Origin of the sequence: Marinibium conchae, from assembly GCF_015595035.1 — a bacterium.
In the GTDB taxonomy this organism is placed as follows: domain Bacteria; phylum Pseudomonadota; class Gammaproteobacteria; order Enterobacterales; family Alteromonadaceae; genus Glaciecola.
This window is the reverse complement of the sequence record NZ_JADNRN010000001.1, coordinates 370,727-385,695: the sequence shown is the minus strand read 5'-3', so window position 1 is coordinate 385,695 and position 14,969 is coordinate 370,727. Positions and strand designations below refer to the sequence as shown.

General features: G+C 44.1%; 13 protein-coding genes. 3 read left to right on the top strand and 10 right to left on the bottom strand.

The window, feature by feature from the left end:
• Window positions 1-43: 43 nt before the first annotated feature.
• From ISG33_RS01610 to gcvT, 8 genes are all read right to left on the bottom strand, one after another.
• Entirely contained in the window at window positions 44-460 is a 417-nt protein-coding gene (locus ISG33_RS01610) for a hypothetical protein (RefSeq protein WP_195731823.1), read from the bottom strand.
• A 182-nt stretch (window positions 461-642) separates the two neighbouring features.
• Window positions 643-966 (bottom strand): hypothetical protein, encoded by a 324-nt coding sequence (locus ISG33_RS01605; RefSeq protein WP_195731822.1) that lies wholly within the window; start codon window positions 964-966, stop codon window positions 643-645.
• 160 nt (window positions 967-1,126) lie between these two features.
• Window positions 1,127-1,462, bottom strand: coding sequence for a hypothetical protein (locus ISG33_RS01600; RefSeq protein WP_195731821.1), 336 nt, complete (start codon window positions 1,460-1,462; stop codon window positions 1,127-1,129).
• Between the two features lie 132 nt (window positions 1,463-1,594).
• Window positions 1,595-1,888: a hypothetical protein gene (locus ISG33_RS01595; protein ID WP_195731820.1), complete on the bottom strand. Its 294-nt coding sequence runs from the start codon at window positions 1,886-1,888 to the stop codon at window positions 1,595-1,597.
• Window positions 1,889-1,977: 89 nt separating this feature from the next.
• Window positions 1,978-2,355, bottom strand: coding sequence for a DUF6841 family protein (locus ISG33_RS01590; protein WP_195731819.1), 378 nt, complete (start codon window positions 2,353-2,355; stop codon window positions 1,978-1,980).
• 473 nt (window positions 2,356-2,828) lie between these two features.
• Window positions 2,829-5,753 (bottom strand): aminomethyl-transferring glycine dehydrogenase, encoded by a 2,925-nt coding sequence (gene gcvP, locus ISG33_RS01585; protein ID WP_195731818.1) that lies wholly within the window; start codon window positions 5,751-5,753, stop codon window positions 2,829-2,831.
• Between the two features lie 138 nt (window positions 5,754-5,891).
• Window positions 5,892-6,281 (bottom strand): glycine cleavage system protein GcvH, encoded by a 390-nt coding sequence (gene gcvH, locus ISG33_RS01580; protein ID WP_195731817.1) that lies wholly within the window; start codon window positions 6,279-6,281, stop codon window positions 5,892-5,894.
• Between the two features lie 84 nt (window positions 6,282-6,365).
• Window positions 6,366-7,454, bottom strand: a complete 1,089-nt coding sequence (gcvT, locus tag ISG33_RS01575) for a glycine cleavage system aminomethyltransferase GcvT (protein WP_195731816.1) — start codon at window positions 7,452-7,454, stop codon at window positions 6,366-6,368.
• A gap of 186 nt (window positions 7,455-7,640) precedes the next feature.
• On the opposite strand from gcvT, the gene ISG33_RS01570 reads away from it, so the two are divergent.
• Window positions 7,641-8,486, top strand: a complete 846-nt coding sequence (locus tag ISG33_RS01570; RefSeq protein WP_195731815.1) for a LysR family transcriptional regulator — start codon at window positions 7,641-7,643, stop codon at window positions 8,484-8,486.
• A 26-nt stretch (window positions 8,487-8,512) separates the two neighbouring features.
• Here the strand turns inward: ISG33_RS01570 and ISG33_RS01565 are convergent, their stop codons facing one another.
• Window positions 8,513-9,652 carry an alkaline phosphatase D family protein gene (locus ISG33_RS01565; protein ID WP_195731814.1) on the bottom strand — a complete coding sequence of 380 codons (1,140 nt, stop codon included), beginning with the start codon at window positions 9,650-9,652 and terminating at the stop codon, window positions 8,513-8,515.
• Window positions 9,653-9,906: 254 nt separating this feature from the next.
• On the opposite strand from ISG33_RS01565, the gene ISG33_RS01560 reads away from it, so the two are divergent.
• Both ISG33_RS01560 and ISG33_RS01555 read left to right on the top strand, forming a co-directional pair.
• Window positions 9,907-11,523, top strand: a complete 1,617-nt coding sequence (locus ISG33_RS01560; protein ID WP_195731813.1) for an amidohydrolase family protein — start codon at window positions 9,907-9,909, stop codon at window positions 11,521-11,523.
• The gene (locus ISG33_RS01555) at window positions 11,523-12,422 is read left to right on the top strand and encodes a DMT family transporter (protein ID WP_195731812.1); all 900 of its coding nucleotides are present in this window, start codon (window positions 11,523-11,525) and stop codon (window positions 12,420-12,422) included. The genes ISG33_RS01560 and ISG33_RS01555 overlap by 1 nt, the downstream gene beginning before the upstream one ends.
• Window positions 12,423-12,457: 35 nt before the next feature.
• On the opposite strand, the gene ISG33_RS01550 is transcribed toward ISG33_RS01555, so the two are convergent.
• Window positions 12,458-14,881, bottom strand: a complete 2,424-nt coding sequence (locus ISG33_RS01550) for a DUF305 domain-containing protein (RefSeq protein ID WP_195731811.1) — start codon at window positions 14,879-14,881, stop codon at window positions 12,458-12,460.
• Window positions 14,882-14,969: the final 88 nt, after the last annotated feature.

Sequence of the window (14,969 nt, the reverse complement as noted above, 5' to 3'; positions counted from 1 at the left end):
GTAGTGGATTGTTGTGCAAAACTGGCCGAAAGGCATGCTCAACTTAATTAAAAACATATTCCTTAATCACAAAGACTTTCCGGTATTCACACTCTTGTGGGTCAAAGGGTTTATGGTTTTTACAGTAAGGCTCCTCATATCCGATAACGTACTTCGCTTCAGTTAGCTTTGTGCATACCTCAACCAATGGGCCTTTAGAAAAATACGATTGCCCGGTTCCGTGAGGCTTTGTGCTGAATACAACAGCTAATTCACCTCTAGCAAGAGGCCCACAGTCGTCAACTTCAATTTTAATATCTTGTGCGTAAACAATTGAACAAAAAAAACTAAGCATAATCGCGATTGGCTTTTTAACAACACTGACATAACACCCGATTAAGCGGTAAAAACCGCTGTTGTTTTTATGCGTCTTCAATCGTTTGTTAGATTTGGTTGGTGCAACTCGATTTTGATAAAACATTCCATGTCTCCTTACGTTAACCATTTAGGTAAAACAATACTCGTTTGAAGCTTAAACAACAACTGATGTTTGGTAGCCTAGACCAAACAGCAAGTACACGCTAACTCGTAATTAGTTTAATAAAAACCTTTGAGAGTGACTCTTGAATGAACGAGCTTTTTCCCGAGCGATTCGGCGAATGTTTATTCCTCGCTATCACCCATTAACTCAATTATTTTGTTTTGAATTACTAGTCGCTCAAGCCTTTTTTGAAGTCCGCCTAACAACACAAACACTAGACCATAAGTCACCCCAAAAACAATTGGAAAGTCCAGACTTATGAATTGAGAAGACAGTGCGGCTAAAAAATATGCGAGTAACACAGCGGCTAACGTACAAATTGAAAGTATAATTAACATCCGCCCTTTAGTCCGGTCTTTAGCTTGCTCAATCAAAGCAAATGTTTTTGCACTAGGTTCGTCCCGTAATTTCGGATATTTGTCCATTAACCATTCTGTGTGTTTCATTTATAAACCCTCTGTGATTCATAACGCTCCAATTCAGCGGCTCAGTGCCGGGGGTGGTTTTATGTTAATGCCCTAGCACAGCAAGTAACACAAAAGCAGGTAGAGCGCTGTGTCCGACCGCAATTTCTTGTTAGGCATACTTCTGTATTCCACATAACGCTTAAAAAACTAAATACCCTTGTTTGGGCTTTATTGTCAAACTTCCGCTATACATCTCTTCAAAAGTTACTACATCCCAAAGATCTTGAGCTATATTTTGAAGTTGAATTTCCGTTCTCGTTTGCTCTTTTGGCAAACAAATTGTGCGACTACCATCACTCAATATTGATTCTGTGCAATTATCTTCCAATTCAATTGATTTATATACAATAGTAATTGTCGGGAACCCGCTCGAACTCCCAATTGTTCTAGGTAAAGAGACGAGATACTTATCTTTTTCATCTAATTTCTTTATTTCAATAAGGCTATCAAACTCCACACCCTGATTAGGTAGCATGCAAGTCAAAGCATCAAACGACAAAAAGAGTAGAAAAAAAGCTACGCAGAAAGATTTCACCTATTGTATGTCTCACACCAAATTAAGCGGTAGCTGGGCGCTCTTCCCAGATATCCGTCTTCAATTTTTTTATTATATGCTTTCTTCATTCTCACCCCATACCAATGACTCGCATACACTTGAGGCATATTCTTTAGCTTGTTTTAAGCTATCATAACATCCACCAATTGGATGAACTGATTTAGTGAATTCAACAAAAATCACACCATAAAAGACGCCAAACTCGTCGTCTCTTGTACTCGGCGGATCCTGGTAATCTCCAGACCCTGCCTTAAAGTTACTCTTAATAATATGAACATTTTTGTCAATTGAACCAGCGTATAACCATCTGCCGGATAAAACTAGTTCTTCTTTTATCTGTGTCATTTTAAAGGACCTAAACTTACAACATAGGCATACAACACCAATTTGAGCAGCGCTAGCCTCTCTCGTTAATGTACGCTTGAATTTTTTTGTTATGTGGCATTGCTAAAACTGCCTTGGTACACATTAGCGCTAAACACAAACCACTTACTGTCTACTAAATGACAAATGTATAGTGTACGGAATTCTATATTAGAGGTACCTGTATTTATACGCCAACCAAGTGTGGTGGCAACCTTGTCCTGGCCAATAGGTTGCTGTTGCAGAATATTAAATTGAGCATATTGGTAACCAAAGTCACGCATAGACTCGCAATTGGATGCAAACTTTTTAACTAAATCAGATTTTGAAGCAAATGCTTGAACACCGTCTGCGTCCGCAATAGCACAAGGTAAACGATATAGATTTGCTATAGCTTCTGGGTCAAAAGCGTCAAAGGCTTCCGTGTATTTATTGAAAAGTTCTTCCATAATTGTCTGTTACTCCTGACTCATAATACTTCAATAAGCCGCGCTAATGCTCTTTGCGAACGTCCGTTTTTATTGATCTGCTATACGTAATTTGCTCAATTCTGCAGAAAAACCATGTCAATTTCATCTAACTTTTTACCCCAACCGTTGTTATCAGAAAATCTAGAGAATGTGAATGGCGTTAGCACCGGCGGTTCTACTTCAGTGCAAAGGATACCCTGCTACAAGGCCAAAAATAACAAATCATGCTCACTTTCACCTCAAAAATGCACCCGCTAAAAAGCAGATTTCAAATTTACTCTCTGTGATTTCATGAGTTGGTTCAACTTAATAGATCGTGACAGAAAACTTAATTAATACCCACGCTGAAGTGAATGTCTTAAATTAAAAAGGGCCTTTCGGCCCTTTTTCACAATCTTAATTTAGTTCACAAACTTTATTTATCATTCACAAACTTAATTTTGATGTCACAACTACTCAGCAAAATCCCGATAACTGTCTAAATCAGGGCATGAGCAAATTAAGTTTCTGTCGCCGTAAACGTCATCAATACGATTCACCGTTGGCCAGAATTTGTCTTTCGCTACGGCATCTACTGGGTAGGCTGCTAACTGACGGTCATAACTTCTGTCCCAATTGCTATCGCAAATATCTGCCAAAGTGTGAGGTGCATTATGCAGTGGGTTATCGATGGCATCCCACTCGCCCGATTCAACTTTAGCGATTTCTTGACGTATGCAAACCATCGCCTCGATGAACCTATCCATTTCAGCTTGCGCTTCAGATTCAGTAGGTTCAATCATCAGCGTACCTGCTACTGGGAAGCTCATTGTCGGTGCGTGGAAACCATAGTCGTTCAAGCGCTTGGCGACATCCATTTCGGTGACGCCAGAGGCCTCTTTTAATGGGCGTAGGTCAATAATACACTCGTGGGCGACACGGTCGTTATTACCTTTATACAGCACTGGGTAATGACCTTCTAATTTCTTCGCAATGTAATTGGCATTCAATATGGCAACTTCAGATGCTTTTTTAAGACCAGCACTGCCCATCATTTTGATGTACATATAGCTGATCGGTAGAATAGAAGCACTTCCCCATGGTGCTGCAGAAACTGCACCATTTGAGCCTAAATCTTCACCTGTTCCACCGGCTTCTAAACCCACTTGCGTGTGACTTGGTAAGAAAGGAGCCAAGTGCGCTTTCACGCCGATTGGACCCATGCCAGGGCCACCACCACCGTGAGGAATACAGAAGGTTTTGTGTAAGTTAAGATGCGATACATCAGAACCAATCAAGCCCGGAGAGGTTATACCCACTTGCGCGTTCATGTTTGCACCGTCCATATACACTTGGCCGCCAAACTCATGCACGATATCGCAGATTTCTTTTACGGTTTCTTCGTAAACACCGTGAGTAGAGGGGTAAGTAATCATTGCACAGCTTAAGTTGTCTTTCACTTCTTCCGCTTTTGCGCGAAGGTCGTTAAGGTCAACGTTACCTTTGGCATCACAATTTACCACCACTACTTTCAAGCTCAGCATTTGCGCCGACGCTGGGTTCGTGCCGTGAGCTGATTGCGGAATCAAGCACACGTTTCTGTGGCCTTCACCGCGGCTTTGATGGTACCGAGTAATCGCCAACAAACCAGTGTATTCACCCTGAGCACCTGAATTAGGCTGCATTGATAGTGAATCGTAACCGGTGATATCAATTAGCCAATCACTTAACTCATCAATCATCTCTTTGTAACCTTGAGCTTGGTTTACCGGCGCAAAAGGATGAAGTTGACCAAACTCGGGCCACGTAACAGGAATCATCTCGGCAGTCGCATTCAGCTTCATTGTGCATGAGCCAAGTGAAATCATGCTGTGATTGAGCGCCAAGTCTTTGTTTTCGAGTGACTTGATATAACGCAGCATTTCCGTTTCAGAATGATAGCTGTTGAATACTTCATGGGTAAGAAAGTCGGTGCTTCTGATTAGTTCAACCGGAATTGAAGTTGAGCCGTTTTTCACAAGGTCTGCGTCGAGCGCATCAACATCCAAACCATGGCCCTCACCTAATAATACAGTGAATAGATCCGCGATATCTTGGCGAGTGGTGGTTTCATCTACACTGATACCCACTGCCCCGTCGAGGTCAGACCGTAGGTTCATTCCTTTTGCTAGAGCAGCATCAATCACCGTCTGCTTGTTATCCACTAACACGGTGATAGTATCGAACCATGTGCTGTGCGCCAATTCAGCGCCTTTGGCTTGCAAACCTGTGCCAAGGATATCGGCGAAACGATGTATGCGATTAGCAATTGTTTTCAGTCCAATTGGACCGTGATAAACGGCATAGAAGCTTGCCATATTGGCTAACAATACTTGTGCTGTACAGATGTTCGAGTTAGCTTTTTCGCGGCGAATATGCTGCTCACGAGTTTGTAAGGCCATGCGCAAAGCTGGGCGACCTCGGGTATCTTTCGATACACCAATAATACGGCCAGGCAAAGAGCGCTTATAGCTGTCGCGCGTGGCAAAAAATGCAGCATGCGGACCGCCGTAACCCATCGGTACACCAAAACGTTGCGCACTCCCAAGAACAACGTCTGCGCCAAGCTCGCCAGGAGGCGTTAGCATGGTGAGTGCCATTAGATCAGACGCAACGGCAACAATGCCTTTCTTGGCTTGCACGTCGGCTATTACTTGTTTGATATTTTTAATCTCACCCGTTGAGCTTGGGTATTGTAACAACACGCCAAATACGTCGTGTTCAGCAGCTTCAAGTGCATGACCAACAATCACTTCAAAGCCAAACATGTCGGCACGAGTTTTAATCACATCAAGCGTTTGCGGGTGAACACCTTTCGATACAAAAAAGCTATTTGATTTTTTGTTTTTAGAAACGCGCTTTGCTAAACCCATGGCTTCAGCAGCAGCGGTTGCTTCGTCGAGCAACGACGCAGATGCTAGAGGCAATCCGGTTAAGTCGATTGTCACTTGCTGAAAATTCAAAATGGCTTGCAAGCGGCCTTGTGCTATTTCAGGCTGATAAGGCGTGTAAGCCGTGTACCAACCTGGATTTTCAAGAACGTTACGCAGTATGACATTTGGCGTGTGCGTATTGCTATAACCCATACCAATAAAAGAGCGATTAACTACGTTTTTCGCAGCAACAGCTTTGAGCTCAGCTAAAGCGTCCACTTCTGTTTGGGCTTCGCCAACCTTTAAAGGCTCTGGCAAACGAATAGCTGCAGGTACTGTTTGTACCATTAAATCGTCAAGTGATTCAGCGCCGATAGTCTTAAGCATGTGAGCTATTTCGTCTTGACCTGGGCCAATATGACGACGGATGAAATCGTTAGGTTGTTCTAAATCTGACAATGAAGCTGGATTATTTGACGTACTCATAAATAGGCGACCTACAAACAAATTGAAAATAAAAAACACGGTGCCACCGGAGGGTAGCACTGAGAAATAACACTATGATGTTAAATGAGCTATCTCAGGGGCGCTAACAAGCCCACAAAAAGGTAGCTCTGAAAAAGCTTACTCGTCTTCGATGGAGTTTGCGTAAGCTTCGGCGTCCAAAAGCCCTTCCACTTCTGAAGGATCATCAGCTTTGATTTTGAACATCCAGCCATCACCAAAAGCATCGGTGTTAACTAGTTCAGGCGAATCTTCTAGCTGTGAATTTACTTCAACAACTTCACCCGTAATCGGTGCGTAGATATCAGATGCCGCTTTTACCGACTCTGCAACCGCACAATCTTCACCTGTAGTGACTGCATCGCCTTCATCAGGTAAGTCTACGAAAACCATATCGCCAAGTAAGTCTTGGGCGTGTTCGGTAATGCCTACCGTAAATACACCATCGCCATCCGGACGAACCCATTCATGTGTGCTTGCGTAACGTAAATCACTTGGTATGTTGCTCATAATTTTTCCTAGCTTGTTATAGTACTTTTAGTTATTTGTTTACTTGTTGTTTGCTCACTTTCTTACTGCTCGGAGCTAGCCTTACTACTCTGATAAAACACTTTTTCCATTTCGAACGAAACTGGGTTTAACCACTTTTACCGTGACTAATTTTTTGCGCATTTCTACCTCAACACTAGAGCCTATCTCTATTGCTGCTGGTACTCTTGCCATGGCAATGCTATGCCCTAAGGTAGGAGAGAAAGTTCCAGATGTAATAATGCCTTCGCCGGCTTCAGTGATAAGCTTAAGACCCGCTCGAAGCACGCCCTTTTCCGTCATTACCAAGCCAACTAACTTATCGTGGCCAGCCGCTTTTTGAGCTTCTAAGGCTTTACGCCCCATGAAGTCACGCTCACTTGGCTCCCAAGTAACTGTCCAGCCCATGTTTGCGGCAAGCGGCGAAATGCTTTCATCCATATCCTGCCCATACAGATTCATACCGGCTTCAAGACGCAATGTATCTCGAGCACCTAAACCACAAGCTACAACGCCTGCTGCCAATAGTTGCTCCCAAAACTCTTCTGCGCGCGCTCGTGGCACCATGATTTCGTAACCTGCTTCACCCGTGTACCCAGTGGTGGCGATAAAAAGATCTTCTGCCTGCACACCAAAAAAGGGCTTCATATCAGCAACGGCTTCTTTTTGAGCATCGCTGAATAAAGTTTGTGCTTTGCTTTTTGCGTTTGGTCCCTGCACAGCAATCATGGCAAACTCATCACGCTCGCTGATGCTTACATCAAAACCCTCGGCAACTTTGTTCAACCAATTGAGGTCTTTCTCTTTTGTCGCTGAATTCACCACCAAGCGATAATTTGTCGACTCGAAGTGATAAACGATAAGGTCATCAACAACACCGCCTTGCTCATTGAGCATACCGCTGTATAACGCTTTACCTTTGGCTTGTAACTTGTCTACGTCGTTAGCAAGCAGGTAACGTAAATATGCTTTGGCATCGGCTCCTTCCACATCAACGATGGTCATGTGTGATACATCAAACATGCCCGCATCCTGACGCACCGCATTGTGCTCTTCAATTTGCGAACCGTAGTTAATTGGCATATCCCAACCGAAGAAATCGACCATTTTAGCGCCCGCTTTAATGTGAGCCGCATGTAATGCAGTAGTGTTCATGTTTCACCTGATGCTAAGAAATAATGAACAGAGTATAGAAACTCGATATCGTTTTATCTAATTAAAAGTCCTTATGAATACATTTACTTTTTAAATCTATTATCTACAATGCATTTAAACTACTAATTAACAACGCGCAGTGATAATTTCGATATTCGACGGTGCGTCGAAGGTAAGAGGACAATAATGAAACAGCTTTCCCTTGATAATCTACGCACCTTTGTCGCCATCATCGAGCTTGGTGCTTACAACAAAGCTGGCGAGCTTTTAGGTAGGTCACAACCTGCAATCAGCTTGCAAATAAAGAAACTGGAGAGCCAGTTAAACAAAAAGCTATTCGATAAGGTAGGACAACGTTATCAGGCCAACGCCGACGGCCAATGGTTATACGAACGAGCCAAGCAGATGCTCGCTCTCAACGATGATATTTTTCGTCATCACGAACAGGATACACTTCGAGGGCGTTTACGTTTGGGTATTCCAAGTGAATTTGCGTCGACCCTCTTACCAAGCATCATTGGCGAATTCAATATACGCTACCCCGACGTGTCATTAGATGTCACCTCGTCACTGTCACGTCAGTTGTTAAGCTCAGCCCAGCGCAAAGACTTCGATCTAATACTTGCCTTGGTGAACCCAGAAGAGCCACAAGAAGGTGAATTACTCATTGAAGATGAGCTGGTATGGGTGGGTGATGCTAAGCAGGCTTTCAACAATAAGCACCTATCACTGGTATTGGCGCCGGACGGTTGTATTTACCGCTCGCGGGTGATTCAACAATTAAAACAACAAACCCAAGCCTGGAAAATTTCCTATACCAATGCCGATTTATATGGCCTCATCGCAGCAATAAAGCAAGGATTAGGGCTTAGTGCGTTAGCCAAAACTAGTGTGCCGCCTGAATTAGACATTATTAAAAACAAACGCCTACCCCATTTGGGAAAAGTAAAGATCTGCTTGTTCAACCAAGACACACAGCATCCACAAGTCAGTAAAACGCTGTCAGATTATATTCGTTCTAGAATCACCTAAAGCGACCACTCGCCATCAATGACGCACTAAAAGGCTTGTAAGTCTTTTAGGGAAACAACTTGCTGGTTCAAAACACCGCCATCGCGGCCCCTTGCAGTCAGGGTAATGACGGAATCGGCAAGCTTATCAGCCCATTCTATTTTAACCTCGCCAAAGTTGGTATCGCGCACGACCCTACCTTGCCTGAAACTGTTGTCCTCATTCACTTCAGTGAAATCACGCACAATGTCACTCGACGTAAAGTCCCAAAGCGGATAAGGCACCTGATGACCGAGTTGGCCAGTATCTTTTGAAATTTCCATGAGGTGGCGGTCACCCGTTAAGAACACCACGCCATTTGCCTTAGTATTCGTGATCATATCGTAAAGCTTGTTACGCTGATGTGGAAAAATACCCCAGCTCTCCCACGAATGCTCGTACGCAACCACTTGAATACTGCTCACAATCAAGCGCACATCGGCTGGCTTTTTCAATTCTTCTTCTAACCATTGCCATTGGGCTTCGCCAAGAATCGTGGCATTGGGATCGTCAATTTGTAAGTACGGCCCTTTATTTTTTGGGCGGCCAGCGGGGTTCTTGGTAATTGGGTCGCGATGATAGCGGGTATCAAGCATGATTATCTGAACTGTATTCCCTTCGTCTTCAACGAAACGCGAGTGATAAATACCTTCTTGCTGACGGATTGGGTCGTCATCGGCAAATTCGAAGAAATCGAGAAAGGCTTGTTGTGATTCTTTCTTTAATGGGAACTCTTTGCCAGCGTCATTTGCGCCATAGTCATGGTCGTCCCAAGTACCCAGCATCATAGGCACTTGCTTTCGAAAAGCCGCAAACTCGGGAATAGCATTTGCCATCGCGTAGGCTTCGTCGAAACGCTCACGAGTCTCTACGGGTTGCATACTTCTCTTGCCGTTCTTTTCATACACGTCAGCGTACACATTATCGCCGATAAATAAGAACACGTCGGGATTCGTTTTAGCAATTTCGGTCCAAATCGGCTGAGGGCGGTTTTCTTTTGCGCACGAGGCAAAAGACACCAAAAATTCATTGTCGATGAGCTTAGCGTCACTGTGCTTTTTAGTACGCTCAAACGAGCTTGCGCAACCCGAGCTTAGAATGCTAAAGGCGATAAGAGAAAAAGCGGTGATAAAATTAAATTTGTTCATAGCGGCAAGAAAATATCCATGTATTGGCAGAAAAATCCTTTGAGTCTTAGGCAAATGATAGTGGTAAAATTCTACAAGTACAGAAAATCTTGCATTATTTACATTACAAGAAAGCGTTAAAATTCATCTAACGTAAAGCAATCACAACAAAGCAATGCTAAGCTATTGAAAAATTGATGAAGTATGCGGTTTTGCCACTTCATTCTAAGAAAATTCTTATAAGAACGATCACGACACTAATGGCGGACCTCACCATGTTAACAACATTGCCAAACTCTCGGTTTACACTCACAAGTGCTTACTTCTCTTATTTGCATAAAGTAATGGTCTTAGCCGTTATCTTAGTTATATTGAGTATTGCCCCCTACAGCTATGCAGATAAGGCGGCCCCCAATAAAGCAGCAGATGAAGGAAAAGGCCCTTATAAGCGTCTTATTCTGCGAGGCATTACGCTTGTTAATGGGGAAGGTGCTCCGCCACGAGGCCCGCTTGATATCGTTATTGAAGGTGATCGTATTACCAACATTGTGAGTGTCGGTCACCCAGACGTGCCAATAAAAGTAGAAGGCCGCCCAGTGCTGCGTGAGGGCGATGAAGAAATGCAACTCGAGGGTTATTACGTGTTGCCAGGCTTTATCGACATGCACGGCCACATTGGCGGTTCAGCAGATAATATCCCTGCGGAGTATGTATTCAAATTATGGTTAGCTCATGGCATAACTACGGTGCGCGAACCTGGCAGCTTCAATGGTCTCGACTGGGTGTTAGACCACGTTAAACGCAGCCAGAAAAATGAAATTGTGGCACCCCGAATAATTCCTTATTTAGGCTTTGGCATGGGGGCAAAGGAGCCTATATTCACTGCTAAACAAGCGCGAGCTTGGGTGAAGGCTAGCGCAAAAAATGGCGCTAAAGGCATTAAATTTTTTGGAGCAACACCAAAAGTAATGACAGCCGCCCTAGATGAAGCAAAAAAGCAAAACCTAGGCACAATGATGCATCACGCGCAGTTAAATGTTATGAGTATGAATGTGCTCGACTCAGCCCGTTTAGGCCTTACCACGATGGAGCATTGGTACGGCTTACCTGAAGCTCTTTTTGAAGATCGTAGGATCCAAGACTACCCTGCTACCTACAACTACAATAACGAGCAAGACCGCTTTGCCGAAGCTGGCAAGTTGTGGAAGCAAGCAGCCGTAATGGGCTCAGACAAATGGAATAGTGTGCGTGATGAGCTTATCGCGCTCGACTTCACCATAAACCCGACGATGACTATCTATCAGGCTAGCAGAGATCTCATGCGCGAGCGCAACGCCGACTGGCACGCCGAATACACCTTACCCACGCTATGGGATTTTTTCACGCCGAGTCGCTATGCACATGGCTCTTACTGGTTTGATTGGACAACTGACGAAGAAATTGAATGGAAAGAAAACTATCGTTTGTGGATGCAGTTTTTGAACGATTTCAAAAACCACGGTGGGCGAGTAACCACTGGCTCTGACTCTGGCTATATCTATAAAATTTATGGCTTTGGTTATATCAGCGAATTAGAACTGCTGCGCGAAGCTGGGTTTAACCCCTATGAGGTTATTCAAGCGGCAACCTTAAACGGTGCGCAAGCACTGGGGATGGAGGATGATATAGGCTCTATTAGTGTCGGCAAGCTTGCTGACATGGTGATCATAAAAGAAAACCCACTGCGAAACTTCAAAGTACTTTACGGAACCGGCCATTACCGCCTTGATGATAACAATAAACCCATTCGCAGCGGTGGTGTTGATTACACCATTAAAGACGGTATTGTTTATGACGCTAAGTCGCTATTAGAAGATGTTAAAACAATGGTAAAAGAGGCAAAGGCTGATTAATGTCGAACCCTATGCTATTTGCCGTCACCTGCTTAATTTGGGGCAGCACATGGATTGCTATTAACTTTCAAATTAGCGAGCTCGACCCTGCCGTGTCTGTCGCCTTCCGTTTCACTATTGCAGCTTGTATTTTAGGCCTGTGGTGCTTATTGAGAAGGCTTCCTCTTAAGCTATCACTGCAAACGCATAAACAACTTGTTTTGGTTGGATTGTTGTTTTACACCCTCGACTATACTTTTTTATATGCCGCGCAACATCATATTATTAGTGCACTTTTGGCTTTACTCAGCTCAACGATTATCTATATCAATGTGGTGCTTCGCCGTATTATGCTCGGCAAGCCAATGCGTTTTGAAGTGATCGTTGGCGCTAGCTTCGGCCTGCTAGGCATATTTTTGATCTTCATTCCTGAATTCAAAAATATGGACATGAATGAAGGCTTAGTGATGGGTCTGTTGTTTGCCTCGGCATCCTTCCTGAGTGCAGGGCTGGGCAATGTGGTATCAGAGAAGATACTCGACGCTGGCACACCTGTTATTCAAATGAACTTTTGGGCGATGAGTTACAGTTTGATTTTCACCTACGGTTTCGCACTTTTTAGCGGAGCGAGCTTCAGCTTACCCAAAGAGCCTAATTTCTATTATGCCTTGGTTTATCTTGCTTTATTCGGTTCGGTGCTAGCTTTTGGCGCCTACATGAAATTATTACAGCAAATTGGCTCTGACAAAGCCGCTTATGTGGTGCTGATTTACCCCATTGTTGCCTTAGCAATATCTACCCTCTTTGAGGCTTATCAATGGACCTTAGTATCGGCATTGGGCGTCATAATTGTGTTGTTCGGCAATGCTGTGGCAATGGGAAAGGTCGCTATGTTTATGCGAGAAGCCCCTGAAATATAACAGGGGCTTAGCTAGTAACACTTAAGCTTGGTACATTACATAAGTGATTCAGCAATGCCTGCGAGCGTAGTTTTTAAGTCCCCTAAACGCTTCTCATTATTCTCTGAAGCATTTGCACTTAATGCGAGCTTGCTAGCATGCGCTTTAAGTGTCTGAGCAAGTGACTTATCCTCACGCTTATTTTCAAGTGCTTTGTTGGCTTCAGTTAGCGTCTCCATCATGGATTTAATGACTGTCTCATCCAGCGCACCCTCACGGCTAAGTTGGTCCAAATAAGCCATCGCTACAACAGGCACAGCAGGCCAAGTCACGGGGAACTGTTGCTGTGGGTTGAAGGCATTACCCATGTCAGCCAATTTGGCTGCGGCAATTTCGTTCTCGCTCAAAAATTCACTTGCTTGGAGCTCAAACACATCTAAACCGCGAATAATTTCCGTGCCGTAAATTCTTCCTTTATACCAATACGTCGACCAATAACCACCAATCACTAGGCGATTTTCATAAATTGGCCCACGATCAAAATAAGCAATTTCTTGAGGTTCGCCAATGTCAGTGAAATCCATTAACGACAAGCCGCCTTGATACCAAGCTTGCGCAAAAATATCTCTGCCAGGCACGGGAACCACTGAACCGTTATGGGCTACGCAATTTTCAACATCGCTTTGTGGCGCAGGAATTTTGTAATAGCTCTCAAACTCGAACTTGCCATTGTTAATCGAATATAATGCGTTAGCACCCCAAGTCATTGGGTCAGAAGGACGGCAGCGAGGCTGTGTTCCGCCACCCCATTCGTCGGTAAATATCACTTTGTCGCCATCATTATTGAAAGTAGCGGAGTGCCAATAGGCAAAACCAATGTCTTTTACTTGGTCGATACGTTTAGGATGATATGGGTCGCTGATATCCATCAAAATGCCATTCCCTGAACAGGCACCCGCAGCGAGATTTAAAGATGGAAAAACCGTGATGTCGTGGCATTCATCGGTGCGCCTTGTACTTTGAGTACCGTCACCATGATCGCCGCCCAACCACAAACCAGCAACACGCCCTTCATCGTCGGCAAATACCGCTGGACTAGAGGTAATTCTTGATTTGCTTGGATCAGCAAGGGGAATTTCAACAACATCAATTCTAAATAAAGCAGTTCGCTCATCGCCTGGCACTTCACCGATGCAACCATCGAGTTCTTCTCGGTCTCTTACGCCAGCAGTACCGGAGTTATATACCACTATTTTTTCATCATCAGCACTTACTATAGAGTGAGTATGAGAGCCTCGGCACGTTTGCACCAAGCCAACTTGAGTTGGCCGAGTCAAATCACTGATGTCGAAAATACGTAGGCCTCGAAAACGTTCATCGCTAATATCTTCGTTTACACCTTGCAAACCACAGTCAATTCTTCCGCGAGTTTGCTCAACCGACATAATGAGAATGTCGTCAACGATAGACACATCGCCTTGCCCACCCGGGCATACAATTGAACTCATTAGCGTTGGCGCATCGCCTTGGCTAATGTCATAAATATTAAAACCATGGTAATTCCCAGCGATCAGAATGTTGTCTGAAAATGCCATGTCGGTATTCCAGAAACTCAATAGTGGCCAACGTTCGCTGTAATTTGTTTTCGCGTCTGCGCCATCAAGCTCTTCGTTGTCTGACTCTTTTGAATCATCCTCACCCTTAGGCTTTTTAGGAGGGATGTTTGAAGGGTTTTCAGGGTCAAAGAAACCATTGGGCTTCGGTAATGTTGCCACTAAGGATAAATGCAGACTGACCTCTTCGGCATCACGAAAGCCGGCTGCTAGGTCGGCACGAGGATCATTAGAAAGCACTGCTAGCATGGCATTCATTTGATCGATCTCGGCATTTTGATCAGCAACTATGTCGTTAATAAAATTAAATAAGATAGGATCATAAGCCGCACCGGTGGTGTCTAAGAGATCGTCGACCATGTCCACCGCACCTTCATGATGAGGGATCATAAGCTGCAAAAACAAGCGGTCAAAATCAACGCCCTTAGCAGCTGCTAACGCCTGCATTTGCGCTGGTGTCGCCATACCCATTTCACTAGGATCCATGTGCTTAAAGTGCATTGATTCCAGTGGCTGACCGCGCTGACTCAGCCAATCTTGCATAAACTTGATTTCATCTGCTTGAGACTTTTCAATTCGCCCCGCTATTTCGATAATTTCTGGGTTGTTTGTTCGCTCACTTACAAGCACACCCATTTCAACCGCCTGTGCATGATGCGGGATCATATGCTGCATGAAGGCAACATCGGCTTTGGTAAAACTGGTATTAGCAATATTAATTGCTTGATCTTTATTCAGTGTTTGTGATGCTTCGCCTGGCGCGCCGGGTTTAATAATAGGCACATCCTGAGCATATACTGCTCCAGATGTTGACAACGCTAATGCATTTACCACACAAGTAAATAGTAAGGTTTTAGGAAAGTCCATGCTGAGCCCTTTGTTGTTATTAATTCCTGAATACAGTATACGTTTTAAGAAATAAAATGCTCACTTTGTAAGTAAAATCTTTAGATAC

What these genes read in the sequence shown, in the direction of transcription:
- ISG33_RS01610 (WP_195731823.1), bottom strand. Translation starts at nt 460, where the DNA reads ATGTTTTATCAAAATCGAGTTGCACCAACCAAATCTAACAAACGATTG.
- ISG33_RS01605 (WP_195731822.1), bottom strand. Translation starts at nt 966, where the DNA reads ATGAAACACACAGAATGGTTAATGGACAAATATCCGAAATTACGGGAC.
- ISG33_RS01600 (WP_195731821.1), bottom strand. Translation starts at nt 1,462, where the DNA reads ATGCTACCTAATCAGGGTGTGGAGTTTGATAGCCTTATTGAAATAAAG.
- ISG33_RS01595 (WP_195731820.1), bottom strand. Translation starts at nt 1,888, where the DNA reads ATGACACAGATAAAAGAAGAACTAGTTTTATCCGGCAGATGGTTATAC.
- ISG33_RS01590 (WP_195731819.1), bottom strand. Translation starts at nt 2,355, where the DNA reads ATGGAAGAACTTTTCAATAAATACACGGAAGCCTTTGACGCTTTTGAC.
- gcvP (WP_195731818.1), bottom strand. Translation starts at nt 5,753, where the DNA reads ATGAGTACGTCAAATAATCCAGCTTCATTGTCAGATTTAGAACAACCT.
- gcvH (WP_195731817.1), bottom strand. Translation starts at nt 6,281, where the DNA reads ATGAGCAACATACCAAGTGATTTACGTTACGCAAGCACACATGAATGG.
- gcvT (WP_195731816.1), bottom strand. Translation starts at nt 7,454, where the DNA reads ATGAACACTACTGCATTACATGCGGCTCACATTAAAGCGGGCGCTAAA.
- ISG33_RS01570 (WP_195731815.1), top strand. Translation starts at nt 7,641, where the DNA reads ATGAAACAGCTTTCCCTTGATAATCTACGCACCTTTGTCGCCATCATC.
- ISG33_RS01565 (WP_195731814.1), bottom strand. Translation starts at nt 9,652, where the DNA reads ATGAACAAATTTAATTTTATCACCGCTTTTTCTCTTATCGCCTTTAGC.
- ISG33_RS01560 (WP_195731813.1), top strand. Translation starts at nt 9,907, where the DNA reads ATGTTAACAACATTGCCAAACTCTCGGTTTACACTCACAAGTGCTTAC.
- ISG33_RS01555 (WP_195731812.1), top strand. Translation starts at nt 11,523, where the DNA reads ATGTCGAACCCTATGCTATTTGCCGTCACCTGCTTAATTTGGGGCAGC.
- ISG33_RS01550 (WP_195731811.1), bottom strand. Translation starts at nt 14,881, where the DNA reads ATGGACTTTCCTAAAACCTTACTATTTACTTGTGTGGTAAATGCATTA.